At 69.2% G+C, this 21,385-nt stretch carries 24 protein-coding genes; 9 read left to right on the top strand and 15 right to left on the bottom strand.

Annotated features, from left to right (window positions below; all coding sequences use genetic code 11):
- On the bottom strand, positions 1 to 434 hold a 434-nt coding region (gene cofC, locus ACFXN1_RS43085), incomplete at its 3' end, for a 2-phospho-L-lactate guanylyltransferase (protein WP_379463906.1).
- A gap of 135 nt (positions 435 to 569) precedes the next feature.
- Between cofC and ACFXN1_RS43080 the strand changes: the two genes are divergently transcribed.
- The 3 genes from ACFXN1_RS43080 to ACFXN1_RS43070 all read left to right on the top strand — a co-directional run bounded on the left by ACFXN1_RS43080 (position 570) and on the right by ACFXN1_RS43070 (position 3,134).
- Entirely contained in the window at positions 570 to 1,565 is a 996-nt protein-coding gene (locus ACFXN1_RS43080; RefSeq protein WP_379402797.1) for an NAD(P)H-dependent glycerol-3-phosphate dehydrogenase, read from the top strand.
- A 64-nt stretch (positions 1,566 to 1,629) separates the two neighbouring features.
- On the top strand, positions 1,630 to 2,727 hold the full coding sequence (locus tag ACFXN1_RS43075; protein WP_379441065.1) for a D-alanine--D-alanine ligase family protein: 1,098 nt from the start codon (positions 1,630 to 1,632) through the stop codon (positions 2,725 to 2,727).
- A gap of 107 nt (positions 2,728 to 2,834) precedes the next feature.
- Positions 2,835 to 3,134, top strand: coding sequence for a DUF6191 domain-containing protein (locus ACFXN1_RS43070; RefSeq protein WP_379441064.1), 300 nt, complete (start codon positions 2,835 to 2,837; stop codon positions 3,132 to 3,134).
- Between the two features lie 48 nt (positions 3,135 to 3,182).
- On the opposite strand, the gene ACFXN1_RS43065 is transcribed toward ACFXN1_RS43070, so the two are convergent.
- Positions 3,183 to 3,977: a DUF3515 domain-containing protein gene (locus ACFXN1_RS43065; protein ID WP_379441063.1), complete on the bottom strand. Its 795-nt coding sequence runs from the start codon at positions 3,975 to 3,977 to the stop codon at positions 3,183 to 3,185.
- A 171-nt stretch (positions 3,978 to 4,148) separates the two neighbouring features.
- On the opposite strand from ACFXN1_RS43065, the gene ACFXN1_RS43060 reads away from it, so the two are divergent.
- Genes ACFXN1_RS43060 through ACFXN1_RS43050 form a run of 3 tightly spaced genes read left to right on the top strand, consistent with a single transcriptional unit; the run spans position 4,149 to position 6,103 of the window.
- Positions 4,149 to 5,084: a thiamine-phosphate kinase gene (locus ACFXN1_RS43060; protein WP_379441062.1), complete on the top strand. Its 936-nt coding sequence runs from the start codon at positions 4,149 to 4,151 to the stop codon at positions 5,082 to 5,084.
- 47 nt (positions 5,085 to 5,131) lie between these two features.
- Positions 5,132 to 5,809 (top strand): uracil-DNA glycosylase, encoded by a 678-nt coding sequence (locus ACFXN1_RS43055; RefSeq protein WP_354837984.1) that lies wholly within the window; start codon positions 5,132 to 5,134, stop codon positions 5,807 to 5,809.
- Positions 5,810 to 5,842: 33 nt separating this feature from the next.
- Positions 5,843 to 6,103, top strand: coding sequence for a hypothetical protein (locus tag ACFXN1_RS43050; protein ID WP_354837864.1), 261 nt, complete (start codon positions 5,843 to 5,845; stop codon positions 6,101 to 6,103).
- Here ACFXN1_RS43050 and ACFXN1_RS43045 read toward each other — a convergent pair.
- Positions 6,087 to 6,623, bottom strand: coding sequence for a GNAT family N-acetyltransferase (locus ACFXN1_RS43045; protein WP_379441061.1), 537 nt, complete (start codon positions 6,621 to 6,623; stop codon positions 6,087 to 6,089). The genes ACFXN1_RS43050 and ACFXN1_RS43045 overlap by 17 nt on opposite strands.
- Before the next feature lie 73 nt (positions 6,624 to 6,696).
- The gene (gene rpmB, locus ACFXN1_RS43040; protein WP_011210730.1) at positions 6,697 to 6,888 is read right to left on the bottom strand and encodes a 50S ribosomal protein L28; all 192 of its coding nucleotides are present in this window, start codon (positions 6,886 to 6,888) and stop codon (positions 6,697 to 6,699) included.
- Between the two features lie 339 nt (positions 6,889 to 7,227).
- On the opposite strand from rpmB, the gene ACFXN1_RS43035 reads away from it, so the two are divergent.
- Together ACFXN1_RS43035 and recG are read left to right on the top strand one after the other, a co-directional pair.
- A complete protein-coding gene (locus ACFXN1_RS43035; RefSeq protein ID WP_379441069.1) occupies positions 7,228 to 8,973 on the top strand; it encodes a DAK2 domain-containing protein in 1,746 nt (581 codons plus the stop codon).
- On the top strand, positions 8,974 to 11,244 hold the full coding sequence (gene recG, locus ACFXN1_RS43030; RefSeq protein WP_379441060.1) for an ATP-dependent DNA helicase RecG: 2,271 nt from the start codon (positions 8,974 to 8,976) through the stop codon (positions 11,242 to 11,244).
- A 4-nt stretch (positions 11,245 to 11,248) separates the two neighbouring features.
- Here recG and ACFXN1_RS43025 read toward each other — a convergent pair whose 3' ends face one another.
- The 8 genes from ACFXN1_RS43025 to ACFXN1_RS42990 form a co-directional block, all read right to left on the bottom strand.
- Entirely contained in the window at positions 11,249 to 11,974 is a 726-nt protein-coding gene (locus tag ACFXN1_RS43025) for a hypothetical protein (RefSeq protein ID WP_379441059.1), read from the bottom strand.
- A gap of 97 nt (positions 11,975 to 12,071) precedes the next feature.
- Complete coding sequence (locus tag ACFXN1_RS43020) at positions 12,072 to 12,293, bottom strand: DUF397 domain-containing protein (protein ID WP_379386818.1); 222 nt, start codon at positions 12,291 to 12,293, stop codon at positions 12,072 to 12,074.
- Positions 12,294 to 12,616: 323 nt separating this feature from the next.
- Positions 12,617 to 12,988, bottom strand: coding sequence for a hypothetical protein (locus ACFXN1_RS43015; RefSeq protein WP_379364596.1), 372 nt, complete (start codon positions 12,986 to 12,988; stop codon positions 12,617 to 12,619).
- Between the two features lie 24 nt (positions 12,989 to 13,012).
- Positions 13,013 to 13,435: a roadblock/LC7 domain-containing protein gene (locus tag ACFXN1_RS43010; RefSeq protein ID WP_379441058.1), complete on the bottom strand. Its 423-nt coding sequence runs from the start codon at positions 13,433 to 13,435 to the stop codon at positions 13,013 to 13,015.
- Between the two features lie 138 nt (positions 13,436 to 13,573).
- Positions 13,574 to 14,482 (bottom strand): hypothetical protein, encoded by a 909-nt coding sequence (locus tag ACFXN1_RS43005; protein ID WP_379441057.1) that lies wholly within the window; start codon positions 14,480 to 14,482, stop codon positions 13,574 to 13,576.
- Complete coding sequence (locus tag ACFXN1_RS43000; protein ID WP_379386812.1) at positions 14,472 to 14,864, bottom strand: hypothetical protein; 393 nt, start codon at positions 14,862 to 14,864, stop codon at positions 14,472 to 14,474. Before ACFXN1_RS43000 ends, ACFXN1_RS43005 begins: the two co-directional genes overlap by 11 nt.
- A gap of 340 nt (positions 14,865 to 15,204) precedes the next feature.
- Entirely contained in the window at positions 15,205 to 16,626 is a 1,422-nt protein-coding gene (locus ACFXN1_RS42995; protein WP_379441056.1) for a short-chain fatty acyl-CoA regulator family protein, read from the bottom strand.
- 218 nt (positions 16,627 to 16,844) lie between these two features.
- The gene (locus ACFXN1_RS42990; RefSeq protein WP_379402784.1) at positions 16,845 to 18,059 is read right to left on the bottom strand and encodes a DUF445 domain-containing protein; all 1,215 of its coding nucleotides are present in this window, start codon (positions 18,057 to 18,059) and stop codon (positions 16,845 to 16,847) included.
- A gap of 98 nt (positions 18,060 to 18,157) precedes the next feature.
- Between ACFXN1_RS42990 and ACFXN1_RS42985 the strand changes: the two genes are divergently transcribed.
- The gene (locus ACFXN1_RS42985; protein ID WP_379441055.1) at positions 18,158 to 19,075 is read left to right on the top strand and encodes a helix-turn-helix domain-containing protein; all 918 of its coding nucleotides are present in this window, start codon (positions 18,158 to 18,160) and stop codon (positions 19,073 to 19,075) included.
- Here ACFXN1_RS42985 and ACFXN1_RS42980 read toward each other — a convergent pair.
- From ACFXN1_RS42980 to ACFXN1_RS42970, 3 genes are all read right to left on the bottom strand, one after another.
- Complete coding sequence (locus ACFXN1_RS42980; protein ID WP_379402782.1) at positions 19,038 to 19,214, bottom strand: DUF1737 domain-containing protein; 177 nt, start codon at positions 19,212 to 19,214, stop codon at positions 19,038 to 19,040. The genes ACFXN1_RS42985 and ACFXN1_RS42980 overlap by 38 nt on opposite strands.
- Before the next feature lie 40 nt (positions 19,215 to 19,254).
- Entirely contained in the window at positions 19,255 to 19,650 is a 396-nt protein-coding gene (locus tag ACFXN1_RS42975; protein WP_379441053.1) for a hypothetical protein, read from the bottom strand.
- Between the two features lie 271 nt (positions 19,651 to 19,921).
- Complete coding sequence (locus tag ACFXN1_RS42970) at positions 19,922 to 21,379, bottom strand: serine/threonine-protein kinase (protein WP_379441052.1); 1,458 nt, start codon at positions 21,377 to 21,379, stop codon at positions 19,922 to 19,924.
- Between the last annotated feature and the right edge of the window lie 6 nt (positions 21,380 to 21,385).

Genomic DNA, 21,385 nt, shown 5'->3' with positions numbered 1-21,385 from the left:
GTGCCGCTGCCCTCGTGATCGGCGACCACCGAGCGCTGATGCCCGGTGCTCGCCAGCATGTCGCAGAGTTCGGCCGGGCGCAGCGCGGGCAGATCCGCTTGCAGGGCAAGCAGATCGACCGGGCCGTGGGCCTTCCGCACCGCGGCCGCGCCCGCGGCCAGGGCGGCGTTCAGTCCGCTGGTGTGCGGCGGGATCGCGGTGGGTTCGGGATGGACCGTCGCGCCCAGGTCGCGCACCAGATCGGCGACCGCCGGATCCGGGGTCACCACCGTCACCGAGGCCACCCCGCGGGCGGCGGCCGCGGCGGTCACCGTGTCCGACAGCATGGCCAGCACCAGGCGCGGCCGCTGATGCGCGGACAGCCCATCGGACAACCGACTCTTGGCGAGTCCGAGACTCTTGACCGCGATGACCGCGTGCACGGCTGTGTTCACTGTGCTCTCCGCTCCGCTCCGGCCGCGCGCATGCCCGAATCCTCCCACTCCAAGATGACGGCCGTGTGAGCGGCGTCGAATTCCAGGAGATGCCACAACGGCATGGCTCCGATCACACACGCATATATTGAGCAGATGGCAAGGGCAGCGGTGTTGGGCGCGGGGTCGTGGGGGACCGCGTTCGCGAAGGTGTTGGCGGAGGCGGGAACCGAGACCACCGTGTGGGCTCGACGGCCGGAGGTGGCCAAAGTGCTTGCCACCGAGCATCGCAATCCCTGGTATCTGCCGGATGTGGCGTTGCCGCCCCTGGCCGCGACCGATGATCCCGCGGTCGCGCTGGACGGTGCCGACATCGTGGTGCTGGCGGTGCCCTCGCAGTCGCTGCGCGCCAATCTCGCGGCCTGGAAGGACCTGATTCCGGCCGACGCCACGTTGCTGAGTCTGGCCAAGGGCATCGAGACCGGGACCCTGTTGCGCATGAGCCAGGTCGTCGCGGAGGTCAGCGGCGCGGATCCGAGCCGGATCGCGGTGCTGTCGGGCCCGAACCTGTCGCACGAGATCGCGGCCGGCCAGCCCGCCGCGACCGTGGTGGCCTGCCCGGACGTGGCGCGGGCCGAGGCGGTCCAGCACGCCTGCGCCACCGGCTATTTCCGGCCGTACACCAATTCCGATGTGATCGGCTGCGAGATCGGCGGCGCCTGCAAGAACGTGATCGCGCTGGCCTGCGGTATCGCCTCGGGGATGGGGTTGGGTGACAACTCGATCGCCACCCTCATCACCCGCGGGCTGGCCGAGATCATCCGGCTCGGGGTGGCCGTGGGCGCGGAGCCGGTCACCTTCGCGGGGCTGGCGGGTGTCGGCGATCTGGTGGCCACCTGCACCTCGCCGCTGTCGCGCAATCGCTCCTTCGGGCACGCGCTGGGTGCGGGCGGCACCATGGAGACCGCGCTGGACGCCACTCATGGCCAGGTCGTGGAGGGTGTGAAGTCCTGCACATCGGTGCGGGCGCTGGCCGCGGCGCACGGGGTGGAAATGCCGCTCACCAATGCCGTGCACCAGGTGTGCCACGAGGGGCTGTCGGCGGCCGAGGCGGTCGGGCAGTTGCAGGGTCGCCGCCTGAAATCGGAATGACCTGTCCCTGGTCGGGACGACCGTGTAACACTGCCGCCATATTCGACCGGGTACGGTTCGGGGCATGACCAACAGGACCAGGGTGGCGGTGGTGTTCGGCGGCCGCAGCAACGAGCACGGGGTGTCGTGTGTCTCGGCACGCACCGTGCTGGCGAGCCTCGATCCCGAACGGTACGAGGCGGTTCCGATCGGCATCACGCGCGACGGCACCTGGGTGCTCGGCGACGCGGATCCGCGGGCGCTGTCCGCGCAGGATCGGGCGCTACCCGTGGTCGACGAACAGGGCACCGCGCTGGCGCTGACCGCCGATCCCTCGCGCGGCGGCGCGCTGGTGCCGCTGGACGGCGCCGACACCGTACTGGGCGCCGTGGACGTGGTGTTCCCGGTGCTGCACGGCGCCTTCGGTGAGGACGGCACCCTGCAGGGTCTGTTGGAGCTGGCCGAGCTGCCCTACGTGGGTCCGGGCGTGCTGGCCAGCGCGGCCGGGATGGACAAGGAGTTCACCAAGAAACTCCTTGCGGCCGAAGGTCTTCCGATCGGTGTGCAGGTGGTGCTGCGGCCCGGCGTGGCGACGGTCGCCGACGCCGACCGGGCCCGCCTGGCGCTGCCGGTCTTCGTGAAGCCCGCCCGCGGCGGGTCGTCCATCGGCATCACCAAGGTGGACAGCTGGGACGAGCTCGACGCCGCCATCGAGGCCGCGCGCCGCCACGACCCGAAGGTGATCGTGGAGGCCGGCATCGTCGGCCGCGAAGTCGAGTGCGGCGTCCTGGAATTCCCGGACGGCCGGGTGGAAGCCAGTGTGGTGGCCGAGATCCGGATGCCCGAGGACGACGCCGAGGCGCCCGACTTCTACGATTTCGACACCAAGTACCTGGACGACGTCTGCGAGTTCGACGTCCCCGCCAAGCTGGACGACGATGTGTCCCAGCAGATCCGGGAGCTGGCGGTGCAGGCCTTCCGGGCGCTGGACTGCCAGGGCCTGGCCCGCGTCGACTTCTTCGTGACCGCCGACGGTCCGGTCATCAACGAGATCAACACCATGCCCGGGTTCACCGCCATTTCCATGTACCCGCGCATGTGGGAGGCCACCGGCATCGACAACCGGATGTTGGTGAGCACCCTCATCGAGACGGCTCGCGCGCGCGGCACCGGCCTGCGCTGACCGCATCTCCGGCGGCCCGGTTCATCAATTCGGATGAGGGACCGGGCCGTTCGCATACGACCTGCGGGCGACGGCGGCCGCCTCGGGCCGGGCGTAGCCTCGATCAGGTGATCGTGGCTCTGACGATTCCCGGCCTGGCACTGCTGATCATCGCGGTGGCCTTCGCCGATGTGGCCTACCGCAGGGTGACCGGGCGCACCGCGCTGCCGTGGATGCGGGCCGAGGATGGCGACCGCAGCGCGGCGGCCATCGGCCTGGAGCAGTTCGACGCGGCATTCAACTCGGCCAAGCGGCACGAGATGGAGCAGCGGCAGTCGGTGCTGATGCACCGGGAGAACCCGGGCGACGGGGACAAGGGCGTGGAGATCGACCTCACGTCCGGGAAGGCCACGCTCCGCAAACTCTGACGGATAGAGCGAGCACCGACAGATATATCTCTGCCGGACCGGCCGCCGTCAGTTCGGGATCGGGTTCGGGTCGATCGGCTTCTGCGGGATCGTCTGCTGGATCGCCGCCGAAATGTCCTGCAGCGGAGCGGGTCCGGCATTGTCGGGCATGGTCAGCGCGATGTAGATGCCACGGTCCACCGCCCAGTAGGTGCCGGAGGTGACACCGCTGGTCTGGTCACGCACCTCGAACCAGTTGACGCCCGAGTCCCCATTGACCGCTTTGCTGGTCTGGATCTGGTTCATGCTCGAGGACTTGACGAATTCCAGCGGCCGATCCAGGCCGCAGCGCACCACGATGGCGTCGCCGCCGTCCGGCAGCTGCCAGGCGTGCGTGGCGGGCGGCGCGGGCTGTACCAGCTCGGAGGTGGTGTAGTCGCCGATCTTGTCGGGCAGTGCGGGCATCAGGGCGGTGCACTCCGGGCCGGACGCGGTGGGCGCGGGCACGGCGCCCAGAACCAGCGGGTCGCGGCTGTGATGACGATTGGCCAGCACACCCATGACGAGCAGCCCGACGACCAGCGCGACCGGGAGGGCGACGGCGGTGGCGATGAGCGCGGGCGAGCGGCGGACCTCGTAATCCTCGTCCGAGTCCTGGCTCGCGGCAGCCTCTTCAACGGCGTCGGAATCCTTCGACTCCGCGGCCTCCGAGTCCTCCGACTTCGCGGCGTCTGCGGTCTCCGCCGCCGTGGCGTCCGTGGCCTCCGCCGCCGTGGCGTCGGCAGCCTTCGCCGCGTCGGCTTCGGTCGCGTCGGTGCGCTCCGGCGTGGTGTCCGGTTCGGTGCCGCGGGTGTCGTTGCTCATCCGGTCGTCGGTCCCCGATCGTGGCGTGCCGGGCACGCGTCCCGGCTGCTGGTCGTCGATTGCGGGTTCGAGGGTACCGTCGAGCGGTCAGGCGTCCGCATCACACTCGTCCCGAAGGAGACCGCCATCACCGCCAGCAGCAGGCCGCAGTCTGTTCCGGCCGCCCACACCGTGGGCGAGCTCGGGGAATTCGGGCTCATTGCGCTGGTGAACCAGGGGCGGACGCAGACGCCGGGGGTGCTGCTCGGTCCGGGTGACGACGCGGCGGTGATCGCCGCGCCCGAAGGCCGGTTCGTGGTGACCACCGACATGCTGGTGCAGGACCGGCACTTCCGCACCGATTGGTCGAGCGCGCACGATATCGGCCGCAAGGCCATTGCCCAGAACGCCGCGGACGTGGTCGCCATGGGCGCGGTGCCCAGCGCCTTCGTGGTGGGCCTGGGCTGCCCGTCGGACACCCCGGTCGAATTCGTGCGTGCGCTGGCGGACGGCCTGTGGGCCGAGGCCGGGCGGGCCGGGGCCTCCATCGCGGGTGGCGACATGGTCCGCAGCCCGCTGCTGATCATTTCGGTGACGGCGTTCGGCGATCCGCGCCGCGCGCCCATCAAACTGTCGGGGGCGCGGCCGGGCGATGTGGTGGCGGTGGCCGGGCGGCTGGGCTGGTCGGCCGCGGGGCTGGCGGTGCTGACGGCCGGGGCCGACGCCGCCGAGTTCGCGGACGCGGTTGCCGCGCACCGGGTTCCGCGGCCGCCGTACGAGGCGGTGCTGGAGCTGCCGGACACCGCGGAGATCACCGCGCTGACCGATGTGTCGGACGGTCTGCTCGCCGATCTCGGGCATATCGCCGAATCCTCCGGTGTGGCCATCGATCTGGCGGCGGCGACGCTGACCGATCCCGGTCTGGAGGCGGTGGGGAAGGCGCTGGGCGTCGACCCCCTCGACTGGATTCTGGCGGGCGGCGAGGATCACGCATTCGCAGCAACTTTCGCCGATTCGGGCGATTTGCCGGAGGGCTGGGTGCGCATCGGCCAGGTCCGCGCAGGCGCGGGCGTCACCGTCGACGGCACCCTCCGGTCCGGACCGGCCGGTTGGGAATCCTTCGCATAGCCGGGTCCGGTACCGCGATGAAACTCGACACGATAAGTTTTCCCGACATGGGTGCGAAACCACTGTCGGAAGTCATCGATACGGGCTGGGCCGAGGCCCTCGAGCCGGTGACCGACCGCATTGCCGCGATGGGTGAATTCCTGCGAACCGAAAACGCCGAGGGGCGTGGCTATCTCCCGAAGGGGGAGAACGTGCTGCGGGCCTTCCAGCGGCCGTTCGACAAGGTGCGGGTCCTCATCGTCGGCCAGGATCCGTATCCGACTCCGGGCCATCCGGTGGGGCTGAGTTTCTCGGTGGCCCCGGATGTTTCGCCCATTCCGCGCAGCCTGTCGAACATCTACTCGGAGTACTCCAAGGATCTCGGCTTCCCGACGCCGTCCAACGGTGATCTGTCGCCGTGGTGCGATCAGGGGGTGCTGATGCTGAACCGAGTGCTGACCGTGCAGCCGGGCCAGCCGGCCTCGCATCGCGGCAAGGGCTGGGAAGCGGTGACCGAGCAGGCAATTCGCGCGCTCGTGGCCCGGGACCAGCCGCTGGTGGCGATTCTGTGGGGCCGCGACGCCTCGACATTGAAGCCCATGCTGGGCAGCACTCCGTACATCGAATCCGCCCATCCCTCACCGCTGTCGGCTTCGCGAGGATTCTTCGGTTCTCGGCCTTTCTCCCGAACCAACGAATTGCTGGGTACCCTAGGGGCCGCGCCGGTGGACTGGCGTCTGCCGTAGCGCTGATCCGTTACCTGATTCAGGAGCATGTGTATGCAGAAGAAGACTGCCCGTGGTGTTTTCGTCGCGCTGGCCGCGGGCGCGGCGCTGGCCGCGGCCCCGGCCGCCGCGAACGCCGAGCCGTTGACGCTGGACCCGTACGTCCCCGATGTGAAGACCACCACGGTCACCCCGGTTGGCAGCCTGCTCGACACCAACAGTGTGAGCGGCCTGTCGTCGAACGTGACCTCGCGCCTGGCGTGCGTGGTGCAGTCGATCAGCCAGCAGGTGGACTGCATCAACGGCGCGGCGTGATCCCGGGCGTCGGGCGCCGGTCCTCGTCGCGCGGCGCCCGGCGCACCATCCGCACTTGGATTGCGGGACTGAAGGCTTCGACTCGGCGTTCGCCGTCGGGTTCGAAGCCGTACTTCTTGTAGAAGGCCTGCGCGCGGGGGTTCTCCTCGAACACCCAGAGTGAGGTATCGGCGTCGTCCGACAGCACCGTGCGCATCAGCTCGTCGGCGAGGCCGGTGCCGTAGTAGGCGGCACGTATGTACATGGCATTGAGTTCCCGTGGCGTGGGCGAGTTCTCCTCGGCCGCGGGGCCGGCGGCCGCGAATCCGACGACGGTGTCGTCGACGACGGCGACCCACACGTGCCCCGGATACTTCACCCGGACCCGGTCCCAGGCCGCGGCGCGCCGATCCACATCGAAGGCGTCCAGCACGTGCTGAGGGATCAGGCCCTGATACGCCTCACGCCAGCAGGCAACGTGGCAGGCGCCGAGACTGTGGGCGTGCTCGGCCCCGAGCGGGACCACCCGCCATTCGCTCATGCGTCCTCCCACTGCAGACAAAAGCCCCGGATCACCCAATTCTGGGTGCCGGGGCTTCTGTGGAAAAGCTGATTCAGCCGCGAACGACCTTGCCCGCCTTCAAGCAGGAGGTGCAGACGTTCATGCGGCGGGTGTTGCCGGGGGCAACCTGGGCGCGCACGGTCTGGATGTTCGGGTTCCAGCGACGGTTGGTGCGCCGGTGCGAGTGCGAAACCGACTTACCGAAGCCGGGGCCCTTGGCGCAGACGTCACAGACGGCAGCCATAGTCGCGAGCTCCTTCATGTCATAGTGGGACGCGCTGCACGGTGCACAGCGTGTCCGAAAGCCTAATGTCTTGGACGTACCTACCAGCAAATCGCTGGTGAACGCGGGCCGATACCTGAGAGGGCAGGAACGTGCCTGCGTGAGGCAACCGCACAAGAGTAGCCAACCCCGCCCGGGCGTGTCCAATCAGCCCCCGGGCACGGCTTCGTATGCGGCGTACGAATGCCAGGTGGCGGCGTGGTGTCGGTTGCCCCGACTAGGCTGGCGGCCGGGATTCCACGACGCGAGAGGACGGTGACGGTGCCCGGGGTAGCGGACGCGTTCGACGGTCACGAGGGCCTGGATGGAACTGCCCTGCTGAGGTGGGGCCGGCTCGCCCTGACCGCCCTGGAACGTCACCGGGACGAGATCAACGCTCTCAATGTCTTCCCCGTCGCCGACTCCGACACCGGCACCAATCTGCTCAGCACCATGCGGGCAGCCGTCAGCGGTGCCGAGGCAGTTCGCGCGAACAAGCCAGAGGTGCGCACGAACGAGCCAGAGGTGCGCACGAACGAGCCGGCAGTGCGTACGAACGAGCCGGAGCTGTCCGCTCGGGCGGTTGCCACGGCCATGGCCAGAGCGGCGACCATCGGAGCGCGGGGCAACTCGGGGATCATCCTGTCCCAGGTGCTACGCGGGATAGCGGACGCGGTGGCCGCCGGGCCGCTGACGGAACAGGCGCTGCGGGTGGCGTTGCGGCAGGCCGCGCGGCTGGTACGGGAGGCGCTGAGTTCGCCGGTCGAGGGGACCATGCTCACGGTGCTGGAGCGGGCTGCCGAGCGGGCCGCCGACTGTTCGGAGCGGGATCTGGTCGCGGTGGCGCTGGCGGCGGCCGATGGAGCGGCCAAGGCGTTGGGGGAGACGCCCACCCAACTGGGGGTGCTGCGCGAGGCCGGGGTGGTGGACGCCGGGGCGCGCGGATTGCTGGTACTGCTCGACGAATTGGTGGCGGCGGCCGGGGGTAGCGCGCCGGCGCGACCGGCTTACCGGCGCGGCGCACCGGAACAGCACAGGGTGAGCGCCACGGGCGACCTCGACGCGGACGCTCCGGGTGCGGGGCCGGGGACAGCTGCCGGAGCGGCGTCGAATGCGGTTGTCGCGGTAGCGAATTCGGCTGCGAGCGGCTCGTTCGGCCGGGCGGGGGTGGCCGCGCCGCACTACGAGGTCATGTTCCTGGTGCGCGGGACCGACGAGGAGCGGATCGCCGCCCTGCGGGATCGGCTCGGTGCGCTGGGGGATTCGGTGGTCGTCGTGGGCGACGGGTCGCAGACCTGGTCGGCGCACGTGCACTGCGCCGATGCGGGGGCGGCGGTCGAGGCCGGGCTCGAGACGGGGGCGCTGAGCGGGATTCGCATCGAGACGCTGACCGTGTCCACCCATCCCCCCGGCGGGACGGATCGGGCGATTCTGGCGGTGGCGACCGGGGCGGGCGCGGTGCGGCTGTTCGAGGACGCGGGCGCCGTGGTGCTGGAGGGCGAGGTGACGGCGGACGTGCTCCTCGAAGCGATTCGCGCGGTCCGGCAGCGGGAGGTACTGGTGCTGCCGAACGGGGCACTGCCCGCGCACGAGCTGGTGGCGGTGAGTGTGGCGGCACGGGACGGGCAGCGCGAGGTGCTGATGCTGCCGTGCGGGTCGATGGTGCAGGGGCTGGCGGCGCTGGCCATGCACGATACGGGGCGGGCCGCGGCGGACGACGCCTTCGCCATGTCGGAGGCGGCGGCCGGGACACGGTGGGGGGCTTTGCGAATGGCGCCGGAGCGGGCGCTGACCATGGTGGGGATGTGCGAGGCGGGCGACGGACTCGGCCTGGTGGGCCACGATGTGGTGGTGATCGATCCGGATGTGCGGGCGGCGGGGCGCACGCTGCTGGACCGGATGCTCGGGCTGGGCGGGGAATTGGTGACCGTGCTCATCGGATGCGATGCGCCGGAATGGCTTTCCGCTGATCTGGCCGGGCATGTGGCCGCGGGTTTCCCGGGTGTGGAAGTGGTGGTGTACCCGGGCGGGCAGGCCGGTGACCTGGTGCAGATCGGGGTGGAATAGATGGCGACACTGGCGGATCGGCTCGACCACGTGCTCGGGGTGAAGGCGGCCGAGGGGCTGCAGGAGCACTTCGACATGCAGACGGTGGAGGACCTGCTGCGGCACTATCCGCTGCGCTACGCCACCCAGGGGCAGCCGCTCACCGAGGAGGCGCCCGAGGAGGGCCAGCACATCACGGTGATGGGCCGGGTCACCAAGACCGAGCTGCGGCCCATGAAGAACCGGCGCGGCAGCCTGCTCAAGGTGAACCTGGACACCGGCGGCGCGCGCCCGGTGGAGATCACCTTCTTCAATGGCGACAAGGTGCGCTATCTGGTGAAAGAGGGTGTGCGGGCCATGATGTCGGGCACCGTGCACTGGTGGCGGCCCGACCGCTGGAACCTCTCGCACCCGGACTATCTGATTCTGCCGGAAAAGGGTGACGGGTCGATCGAGAGCCTCACCACCGTGCGCGGCGGCGGCGCGCTGCGCGGCCTGGCGCAGAGCGCGAAAGGCGCAGGGGGAGTAGACGTCTCGTTCTTCGAGCGCGAATTCATCCCGGTGTACCCGTCGACCGCCAAGGTGCAGAGCTGGGATCTGCTGCGCTGCATCCGCCAGGTGCTCGACCAGCTCGACCCCATCGACGATCCGCTGCCGGAAGCGCTGCGGACCGAGCACGCGCTGTTGCCGGTCTCCGACGCGCTGCGCCTGATCCACCTACCCGAGCACAAGGCCGATATCGAAGCCGCCCGCGGCCGTTTGCGTTTCGACGAGGCGATGGCCCTGCAGCTGGTGCTGGCCGAGCGCCGCCATCAGGTGGAGGGCCGGGCGGCCAAGTCGTGCCCGCCGCGCACCGACGGCATCGCGGCCGCCTTCGACAAGCGGCTGCCGTTCGAGCTGACCGAGGGTCAGCGCACGGTCATCGACGAGATCTCCGCCGACCTGTCGCGCAGCCATCCCATGCACCGGCTGCTCCAGGGTGAGGTGGGTTCCGGCAAGACCATCGTGGCTCTGCACGCCATGCTGCAGGTGGTGGACAACGGCCAGCAGTGCGCGCTGCTCGCGCCGACGGAAGTCCTTGCGGCGCAGCACTATCGGTCCTTGACGAAGATGCTCGGCGATCTCGGGAACGCGGGGGAGCTGGGCGCGGCCGACCAGGCCACCAAGGTGGTGCTGGTGACCGGCTCCATGTCGGCGGGCCAGAAGAAGGCGGCCCTGCTGGACGCGGTCACCGGCGAGGCGGGCCTGGTGATCGGCACGCACGCCCTGATCCAGGACAATGTGGAGTTCTTCGATCTGGGCATGGTGGTGGTCGACGAGCAGCATCGTTTCGGCGTGGAGCAGCGGGATGCCCTGCGCGCCAAGGCCAAGGACGCCGCCAGCCCGCACCTGCTGGTCATGACGGCCACCCCGATTCCGCGCACCATCGCCATGACCACGCTGGGCGATCTGGAAACCTCGGTGCTGACCCAGCTTCCGCGCGGCCGTTCCCCGATCACCTCGAAAGTCGTTCCCGCCAAGGTGAAACCGGCGTGGGTGGATCGGGCGTGGGAGCGCATCGGCGAGGAGGTGGCGCAGGGGCGTCAGGCCTATGTGGTGTGCTCGCGCATCGGCGACGAGGAGGAGAACGGAAAGAGTAAGGGCCGCAAGGCGAAAGCCGAGGAGGAGAAGGAGGGGCCGACCACCCACTCGGCGGTCGACATGTACGAGATGCTCGGCTCCGGGGCCTTCAAGGAGCTGCGGGTGGGCCTGCTGCACGGTCGGCTGCCCGCCGATGAGAAGGATCGCGTCATGCGCGCCTTCAATGACGCCGAGATCGACGTGCTGGTGTGCACCACGGTGGTCGAGGTCGGTGTCGACGTCCCGAATGCCACGGTCATGGTGATCGTGGACGCGGATCGTTTCGGCGTGAGCCAGCTGCATCAGCTGCGCGGCCGCGTCGGCCGGGGCAAGCATGCGGGCCTGTGCCTGCTCATCACCGAGACCAATCCGATGGGAACGGCCATGGCCCGGTTGGAGGCGGTCGCCGGCACCACCGACGGCTTCGAACTGGCGGTGCTGGATCTGCGGCAGCGCCGCGAGGGCGATGTGCTGGGCTCGGCGCAGTCGGGCACGGCCCGCAGCCTGCGCCTGCTGTCGCTGCTCGACGACCTCGAAGTCATCACGGCCGCACAGCAGCTGGCGCGTGAGATCGTCGAGTCCGATCCGGGCCTGCGGAACCATCCCGGCCTGGCGAGCATGATGCGCGCGGCCGTGGACGGCGAACGCCTGGAGTATCTGGCCAAGTCCTGACGGCTCAGCCGTCCGTGGGCTCCGGGGTCAGCTGCGCCAGTTCGTTCCACCGGGCGAGTTCTTCGTCGTGCGAACCCGTGAGCGTGGCCTCGGTGACGTCGACCGCGGCCGCGTCATCGCTGTCGCCGTCGCGGGTGAGCAGCAGCAGCGGCCAGGTGGGCCGGCCGGGTTCGGTACCGTCGAACGGCCGCCAGGTCCAGGGTCCGCCGAAGCGCCACGCGCGCCCGCCGGCGTCGGCGACCTCGTCGCCGATCTCCAGGAAGGCGTATGGGCGGAACCGTAATTCGACGCGCCGGGGGATGTCGTCCTCGGGGTCGAACGCGGCGCCCTGATCGTCGAGCTCCGGATCGAAGGACTGTCCCGCGCGCAGGTAGACGACCTCCCGCCGCGGCCGCGGCAGCCACCCCGTCACGCGCGGCGGATCGAAGTGCCGTACGGCGACGACGTGGACGACGGTCGGCGGAATCCCGATGCGGCAGTCGGCCTCGGCAGCGAGTTCCCTGGCGGCGGGCTGGATCCGGAACACTTCCCGTTCCCATCCGGGCGTGTCCGGCCCGGCCGCCACCGCCGCCACGCCGTTCCACCGCACTCCGTCGCTCGCCGGATCCACGGCCCACCACGGCCATTCGACGAAGACGTCGTTCGCCGTCACCTCGGTTACCCGCGCCGCGGTGAACGGACAGGACAGCTCGAGGATGTCGCCAACCCGGTATTCGAACGCCACAGCCACCGAACCTAACCCGTTCCCACCCCCGCCGTCGCATTCCGCGGGACCGGCCGGTCTCGGGTAACGATGGCGGACGGGTGGGCGCGGCGCGTCCGGAAAGTCAGCCGGCGGCGGGGAATTCGTCGGCCTTCACGCCCTGGATGAAGGCTTCCCACTCCCGGACCGTGAAGAGCAGCACCGCGCCGTTGCTGCCTTCCTTGCTGTGCGCGACCACGATGCCGCGGCCGGGCCAGTAGCCGACCTGGACGCAGCTGCCATGGGGGCCGCCGGCCGCGCTCGTCCGCAGTTGAAGTCCTGCGGGCAGATCTGCCTGGGTGATCATGGGGGCGGTTCCTTTCGTCCTTTCACAGGTCGGGTCGGACGCGAGGCGAGGAAGAGCAGCCGGGGTCCACGATGCGGGACAGCGCCGTCTGGCATCGGCTGAACGAATGCGAACACGGGGTCCGGAGACGGCCGGATGACCGATTGTTCGACGGTGTTCACACTACCGGGTAGTCGCTGGGTGCGCGCCCGATCGATTGCAAATCGGTGACCCGTCATGGGGATTCAAGATCGACGGCCCGCCACGGGTACAGACATGTTCGCCCGCACGGAATTCGGCGATGCCGTCCGTACGGGCGAACAGGGATGCTGCCGGGCGGATTCTCACACTTCGAGGTCCTCCTCGATGCCCTTGAGGCGGTGCCGGGCCATGGCCAGGTTGGCGCGGCCGCGGTCCAGGGCGAGATAGAGGAACAGGCCCTTGGATTTACGGCCGGTCATCGGCCGGATGACGTGGTACTGGCCGCTGAGCGTGATGAGGATGTCCTCGATGTCCTCTTTGATGCCCAGTTGATCGATGGTGCGCATCTTGGCTCTGACCACCTCGGTATTGCCGGCCGCGGCGACCTGGAGATCCAGCGCCTTGGAGCTGCCGAGCATGCCGAGCGCCATGCCGCTGTTGTAGTCGACGACGGCCGCGCCGATGGCGCCGTCGATCACCATCATGTCCTTCAGCGCGATATCCATGTTGGACATGGGTTTTCCTTTCAATCGGTGTTATCACTTGGGGCTGAGGGTCTGGATGGGGTCGGCCTCCCCGGTCACCGCCGCGAGGTGGTCGGCGATGGCGCGGGCGGTGGGCCGCGATTCCAGGTGCAGGCGGCCGATATTCGCGCCCGGACCGGCGAGCACGGTGAGTGAGGCGGTCCAGCCGACCGCGTAGATCACCACGTCCCCGGTTTCGCCGTGCACCACCACCTCGTGGAAGCCGCCGCCGTGCGCGGTGGCGGACAGCCGGTGGGAGAGCGAGAGCTGGGCGGCGGTGAGCGCGGCCATGCCCGCGGGCTCGATGTGCGCGGGCAGATCGTGCGCGATGAGCAGCCCGTCGGTGGACGCCACCAGTGTGCCCGTCAGCTGCGGCACCCGGTCCCGCAGCGACTTCAGCTCGTTGAGTACCTGCGTGTTCGGTTCTGGGCCGGACATCGCCACTTTGGTCAACCTTCCTATCAATTCACCGAGCCGCCTCTTCCGCGCGGTCACGCGTGCTCCTCCAAGGCCGCCTCCCTATCCGTTCGCCGAGCGGTTGTGCCCGTTGTGTCCCACCGGGTGCACCGGCCGCGGTCATGCCAGTTCCTCCAGTGCTGCCCGCAGTCGTATGAGCACGTCCCGGTCGGGCGGCTCCCAGCGGTCGGGGACGGTGACCGCCGCGGCCTGCCGGATGCGGCGGCGCAGCGGGGGCATGGAATCGGCTGCCGCGCTTGCGGGCTGGGCCGGGACGGCCGGTTCCGCGGCGCGGTGGCGCGCGCCGGTGCGGTCACCGGGATCGGGGCGGCCGCCGGCGTCGGGCGGGGCCGGCAGGCCGATGTGGTCGGCGAGGGTGACCACGACGGGCGGCTCGATCAGTCCAGCCGCGGTGAGCTCGCGCACCGCGAGCAGGCAGCCGTAGGTGGTGCGGCCCAGGTCCTCGGCGATGGCGGTGATGCTGTGCCGGGCGTCGACGGCGGCGAGCACCTCGGCCTGGCCGCCGGTGAGCACGACGCGCCGCCGCCGGACCCGCCGCACCGGCACCACGGCGACCCGGTCGACCAGTTCCACCGGCCACTCGCCCGTGGCCGGGTCGCCGCGCCGGGCGCATTCGTGCAGGAGCGCGCCCGGGGTGATGCGGCAGGCGGCGGCCAGCCAGTGTGGCGGCCCGGCCCGGAATTCCAGCGGCGCCGGCGCGGCCAGCAACATGTAGGCGGCGTCGAAGACCGACAGCAGCGCAAGGGTTTCCAGGCGAGGGCTCGTCAGTAGCCCGTCGACCGGGCCCGGCCGTGGCCCACCGGCCGCGGCCGCGCGGGCGCGCCGCCAGCCCTCGGTATCGGTCAGCCCGGCCGCCACCGCCATCCGGTCCAGCCCGGTGGTGCGCCGGCATTCGGCGGCCACGATCGCGCCCTCGACGAGATGAAATGCGCCGTCGCCCACGGTGAGTGCGCCGGTGCCGCATTGCTGCTCCAGTCGCCGTAGTTCGAGGACGAGTTCACTGTCCATGATCGTCCTCGGCAAATTCGGCGAGAATTGCCCGCAGCTGGTATCGCGCCATGGCGAGATTGCCGGTGTCACCATCGAAGAGGATATGCACGAAAAGCCGTCCGTCGAAATCGCCGTCGATCAAATTCAGCAGGTGATATCCCTGGGTTCCGCAGACGATGATCTCGGTGATGTCGTCGCCGGCGCGGCCGGTGACGAGTGCCGGGGAGGTGAGCACGGAGCGCACGACATCGGTTGCGGCAGCGGCATCTTCGTGTTGATCGACCACATCGTGGCGCCCCGCCGCGGCAATGGCCAGGCCGCTCGCGCCGTCTACCAGGGTTACGCTGCATGCACCGGGAATGTCCATGATGCGTTTGAGGCATCCATCGATACCGACCACTGCGCCACCGTTTTTTCAGGAGAGACTTCCAGCAAATCCAGACGCTACACATGATCTGCTCGTGATGGGCGGCAAACGCCGGATTAATCCAGGTGACTCATCATTCTCCCGTGTCCGAAATAAATAATACTAGACAGTATTCAATACCTTTCGGTATTTAATTCCATGGGGCACAGTGGATATCCACAATGGATAAGGGAGTAGCTGAGCAGCGTCAGGGCTTTCGCCAGCGACGATGGGCGCGCGACGGACACCGGCCCGCCGAGGGCGTCGGAAGGCGCGGTGCTACAGGGGAACTCGGCGGTAGCCGGGCGGGCGCTCGGCGAGGTGTGCGGGAATCTCAGCGGGGGATACGGGGATACGGCAGATCCGAACTGGTGTGCTCGCTGATCGCCAGCGGCCGCCCGATCTGCGGGAAGGCGCGCTGGGCGCAGCCGGGGCGCTCGCACACCTTGCAGCCCGCGCCGATGGGCGCGGCCGCGGCCGGATCGTCCAGTTCCAGGCTGCGCGAATACACCAGCCGGTCGGCGTATTCGATGTCGCAGCCCAGCCCGATGGCGAATTCCTTTCCGGCCGTGCCGAATCCGGTCGGGGTGGGCGCGGTGGTGCGGGCCACCCACAGGTAGCGCCGCCCGTCGGGCATGGCGGCGATCTGGGACAGCATGCGGCCGGGATGGTTGAACGCCTCGTGCACCACCCACAGCGGGCAGCTGCCACCCACCCGGGAGAAGTGGAAGGCGGTGGCGGACTGGCGTTTCGAGATATTGCCCGCGCGGTCGGTGCGGATCAGGAAGAACGGCACCCCGCGCTGGCCCTGCCGCTGCAGGGTGCTGAGCCGATGGCAGATGGTCTCGAAGCCGACCTCGAAGCGCAGGCTCAGCAGGTCGATGTCGTAGTGCAGCTCCTCGGCCGAGCGCAGGAACTTGCCGTACGGCAGGATGAGCGCGCCGGCGAAGTAGTTGGCCAGCCCGATCCGGGCCAGGGTGCGGGATTCGCCGGTGAGCGCGGGACTTTCGTCGAGAACCTCGTCGAGCAGGCCGCCGTGCAGCAGGAAGGCCAGGGTGGTGGCGATCTGGAAGGCCCGCTGCCCGGGCCGCAGTCGCCGGGCCAGGGTGAGGGTGCGGGTCTCGGGTTCGTAGTGGCGCTTGGGGATGTTCGGATCGGCGCCGTCGCCGCGGACCAGGACGGTGACCCCGGCGCGTTCCTCCGCGACCCGGGCCAGCTGCCGGTCGAGGGAGCCGATGGTGAGCCCGCTCTCCTCGAACAGCCGCTCGGCCGCGAGATCCAGCTGGGCGATGTGATTGTGGTGATCGTAGAAGAAGTCGCGCACGTCCTCGTAGGGCATGGGGACGCCGGGTGCGCCGGTGGGGGTGGCCACCTTGGAGGACAACAGATCCAACTGGTCGGTCGCGGCACGTAGTCGGCGGTGCATGGCCACAACGATTTTCGCGACCTCGGGCATGCGGGTGGCCAGGTCCTCGACCTCGGCCACCGGCGCGGCATTGCCGCCCGCGGCCTCCACCAGGATCTCGTGCAGGTCCGAGACCAGCCGCGCGTCGGAGTCCGCGGCGAAGAACTGCACATCGAGGTCGAAGGTGGAATTCAGTTTCAGCAGCACCGGAATGGTGAGCGGCCGCTGATCACGCTCGAGCTGGTTGAGGTAGCTGGGCGACAGGTCCAGGGATTTGGCCAAGGCCGCCTGGGTCATCCGCCGTTCCTCGCGCAACCGCCGTAGTCGGGCGCCCGCATACATCTTGCGCACGTGCAGGATGGTACCGATTCGGCTTCGCAAACATCGCAATTTGAGGAGACTCGCCGCAACTTCGCCGACCCTGCGTGGCACTTCGCCATGGCGGACGGCCTGCGTAGCATGCGAATTCGGTGCTACGAGCGGTTTTGTGCGCGAGTCCCCCATCGTACGACCAACCCGACGCCGCCGAGGGGGAACGAGGTCCGGAATGCACGCCGAAATCAGCGGGCTCACCCCAGAATCAGGTGAACCTGGAGTTCGCCGACCAGGAACCCGAGCACCGCGCCAATGGCCACCAGCTTCCATTCGTCCTGTTTGAAGGCCGGGCGCAGCAGGCCCTCGTACTCGTCGTCGGTGAGTTGCTTCGTCTTCTCGATGACGAGGTTGCGCACATCCAGCGCCTCGATGGCGTGCTGATCGAAACCGGAGTGCGCGGCGGCCTTGACGTGATCGAGCACGAAGGTGACCGCATCGCGTTCCAGGGCGGTGTAGCTGTCGCGCGCGAGCATCATCATGAGCGGGCGGGCCGGGCCGGTCTGCAGTTCGAGGAACTCGCTGACGTGCCGGCTCAGGAGAGATGCCAATCGGTCGGCACGCTCGCCATTGAGGACGGCCTCGAGAATGCGTGCGGGAGTGAGGATCTCGGTGGCGATGAGATCGCCGTAGTCGGTGCAGACCTGCTCCCGGCGCTTGTGGAACAGGCCCTGCCACTTGACCGGTCCGATACCGACCGGACGAATCGGACGGAAGATCATCTGCAACGCCAGCCAGTCGGTGATCAATCCGGTGAAACCGCCGAAAGCAGGCATGAGCAGCGGGGAGTGGGTGAGCGCCCAGGTGATCATCTGCACGAAGCCCAGCACCGTGCCGAAGATCAGGCCCGAGCGCACGATGAAGCGCAGCTCGTTGCGGCCCACCCGGCGCACCATCTCCACCAGCAGCGACTTGTCGTCCACCAGCGCGCTGATGGCCATGCCGCGCAGATCCATCACCTGGTCGATATTGGTGCGCAGGTCGTAGACGATGTCCTCGATCAACTGCGGTAGATCCCGTTGCGCGCGTTCGATGATGGCGCGCTGGGCGGCGTCGGGCATGTTCACCCAGAGCCGGGGCTGATGCTTCATCATCATGGCGCGGACCATGTAATCGACACCGGCGTCGAGAGGTTCGCGCAGCCGCGTGGTCAGTTCGGCGACATCGATGCGAGCGATGATGTCCTGCGGATCGATGAGCTTGCCGAACATGAGATCCACCGCGATGGTCGCCATGCGCGGCGCGGAGCGTGGAATGACGCCCTGCCAGCCCAGCCACGGTGGGATGCCCTTGAATTCGAGCGGATACATCAGCATCTGCACGGCGACGATCTTGGTCACCCAGCCGATGAGGGCGGCGACGAGCGGGATGGAGCAGTACAGCAGCCAGTGGTCGGCGAAATCCGCGATCAACCCTTCACCCCGGTGGTTGCCATGCCCTGCTCCTCGGTGCAACTATTCGTATTCAGCCGTACGGCTATTTGTGCTGCGGCTCAGGCTAGGAGACCCGCGTGCCCACTGGCAAGACCGAGAGCTCACCGCCCACCCAGCGCGTCATCGCCATCGTGGAACTGCTGGCCGCCCAGGACGACTCGCTCACCTCCGCCGAGATCGCCGACAGCCTGGACCTGAACCGCTCCACCACCGGAGCGATCCTGGCCGCGCTCGCCGCAGGTGGCTGGGTGCGCCGGCGGCCCGATCTGCGCTATGAACTCGGCGAGCGGCTCGCCGCGGTCGGGGCGCGCGCCGCGCTGGGGCAGCGCGATCGCGCCTGGCTGGACCGGGAATTGGCGCGGCTGGCCGATCGTGTCGACTGTGGTGCGGCGCTGACCGCGCTCAGCGGCGGCCATCTGAAGTTCGTCGCCGTCACCCGCGACCGCCTCACCGTGGGAATGGAGTCCGGCGTACGGATTCCGCTGCTCGCGCCGGCCGGGGCCGCGATCATCGCCCACACCGGCGCGGCCCGCCAACGGGATTGGATCGACACCCGCGGGGCCGAGCGACGTGACGAATATCGCGCCGTCCTCGATACCCTCCGCACCGCAGGCTACTGTGCCTGGCGGCTGGAACGCGACAGCCTCCCCGGAGTCCGGGTGCTCTCCGAGGTCGCCGACCACCTCGCCGAACATCCGGGAAACACGGACCTGCAGGGCAAGGTGCTGGCGCAGCTGGCGACCTTCGGCGGCAGCGCCTACGACCAGCAGACCTTCGACAGCGACGCGACACTGCCGCTCAGTTATATGAGTGCCCCGGTTTTCGACGGCGGCGGCCACGCGGTCATGGAATTACAGATCGGCCCCCTGCGTGAGGATGTCACCCGCACCGAACGCCGCCACTACCTCACGGAATTGTCCGCGGCCGCCCGCCGCATCGGCGACGGGCTCGAGCCCGTCAGTCATCGCCCCACACCACCGCCTGCGCGGCGATGACCGCGGTGCCGTCGAATGTCACCGCCGGTGATCCGTGCAATCGATACCCCTCGTCCAGCAGTGCGCTGATCCGCTCGCAGAAGGTCGCGTCGTCGGGCCCGGTGATCAGTCGATAGCGCAGTCGCGGTTGCTCGGTCATGACGCCAGCCTAGGGACGGCGGATTCCGGAGGGGCGGGCGCTATTGCATGTCGCGGGTGGTCGCGATGAGGAATTGGATGGTGTCCTGGACCTTCTGGTCCGTCATCCGCAACGGGACCGAGCTCGTCGCGGCGATCTTGTCATCGATCGCCAGCATCCCTTCCCAGGTGCCGACCCGGGTGAGGTAGCTGTCGTCCGGGGTGCGCCAGACGTCCTCACTTAAACCGTCCAGGCGCTGGTAACGGGCGCCGATCGGGTCGGTGTGGTCCGGCTTGTGCATATTGCGGACCGTCAGCCACGCCACGTAGGGGGCGCGGCGCTGCAGGTTCAGGTAGCAGGATCCGGTGGTGTCGATCGAAGCGTCGATCGTGCCCTGGCTGAGTTCGGCCACCTGCACCTCGGGAACGCCGAGCGTGTTGTGGAAGAAGTCGATCATCCGCGTGCACAGATCCCGGTTCGAATGCGCGGAAGTCGTTGCACCGGGACTGATTTGGGTTGCCGGGGACGATCCGCATCCCGCCAGCGCCAGCACGGCCACGACCGGCAGGCACCGGACCCCCCACCGCTTTCCGATCACCTCGACCTCCTGTCCGGGCCGCAGCGTAACAGGACCGGGGGGTCCGGCCAACCGCGGTGGCGCAACTGCGCCGGGCCGCCCATCAAGCGCCACAACAACTCTCGATGCGGAGGACGTCGACCGGGCTCGGTCAGAGCACCTTCACGATCGCGGGCACGACCTTCTGGACCAGGACGTCGGGGGAGCGATCGGTCCAGGTCTGGAAGGACTGGACGGTGGCGGGATCGTCGACGATCACCAGCCTGGCGTGGGAGAGGCTGGAGGAGAGGAAGCCGCTGGGCAGGCCGCGCAGGCCGCCGTTGCCCGCCTGCCGGTCGGTGCGCACGACGATCACGATGTCGACATCGGGGACCGAGACGTCGGAGGGGGACAGTGGACGCGGCGACGCCTCGCCGGGCTGGGCGCGGTAGTCGGTGCTGTAGCGAAAGCCGATGTCCACCAGGAACTTCGCCTGATCGCTGGTGTCCAGGTCGGCGGAGAGGCTGCCGTCGCCGAAGTTGAACGCGGCGACGGTCTTGTTCTGGAAGGTGGGGTGGGCGGAGCGAACCTGATCCAGCGCATCGGTGTGCACGGTGGTGGTCGCGCCGGTCGAGCCGCCGGACTCGTGGTTGGTGGCCAGGAAGGCGGTGACGCCCGAAATACCGAGCAGCACAACGATTGCCGCGATGGCCGGAGCGAGCCGGCGCCGTCGGCGCGGCTCGGGGACGACCGGTGCGGCGGACGGCATCCGGCCCTGCAGTGCCAGCGCCGCGTCATGGGTGAAGTCGTGGCAGGTGGCGTAGCGGTGGTCCGGATCCTTGGCCAGCACCTTGGCGATGACCGCGTCCAGCGCCGGCGGCAGATCCGGGCGCAGCGGGCTCAGCGCGGGCGGCGGCTCCTGGAGGTGACCCAGGGTGGCCTGGGCCAGGGAGGTCACCGGGAACGGGGTGCGGCCGGTGAGCAGCTTCACGAACGCGCAGCCCAGGCTGTAGATGTCGCCGCGATGGTCGAGCGGCCCGGCGACCAGGCGTTCGGGCGGCGCGTAGGCCAGCGTCGCCATCAGGCTGTCGGTGGCGGTGAGCTCGCGGCCGTCGGTAATCGATTTGGCCACACCGAAATCGGTGAGCAGCACCCGCTCCAGGCCGCCGGGCTCGTCGTCCGGTTCACCCGGCGAGAGCAGGAAGTTCGCGGGTTTCACATCCCGGTGCAGCAGCCCGCGCCGGTGCGCGTGGTCGAGGGCCTTGCCGACCTCGGTGATGATGCGGAGCGCCCGCTGCGGCGTCATGCCGGCGGGGTTCTTCTTCAATTCCACGGCGGCGTCGGTGCCGGGCACGTACTGCATGGCGATCCACAGCCGGCCGTCCTCCTCGCCGCGCGCGTAGACCGTGACGATGTTCGGATGATCCAGTTCCGCCGCGAGATTCGCCTCGCGCTCGAACCGCGCCCGGTAGTGCTCGTCGTGGGACAGATCGGCGCTGAGCACCTTCAGCGCGTCGAGCCGCCGCGGGAACATCGGATCCTGCACCAGATACACGGTGCCCATGCCGCCACTGCCGAGCACTCGGATCACCCGGTGGCCGCCCACGATCGTGCCGGGCCGCAACGGCATGGACAT

It is taken from the genome of Nocardia sp. NPDC059154 (assembly GCF_042755705.1).
GTDB lineage: Bacteria > Actinomycetota > Actinomycetes > Mycobacteriales > Mycobacteriaceae > Nocardia.
The sequence above is the reverse complement of the archived record's forward strand: the minus strand, read 5'-3'. Positions and strand labels throughout refer to the sequence as shown.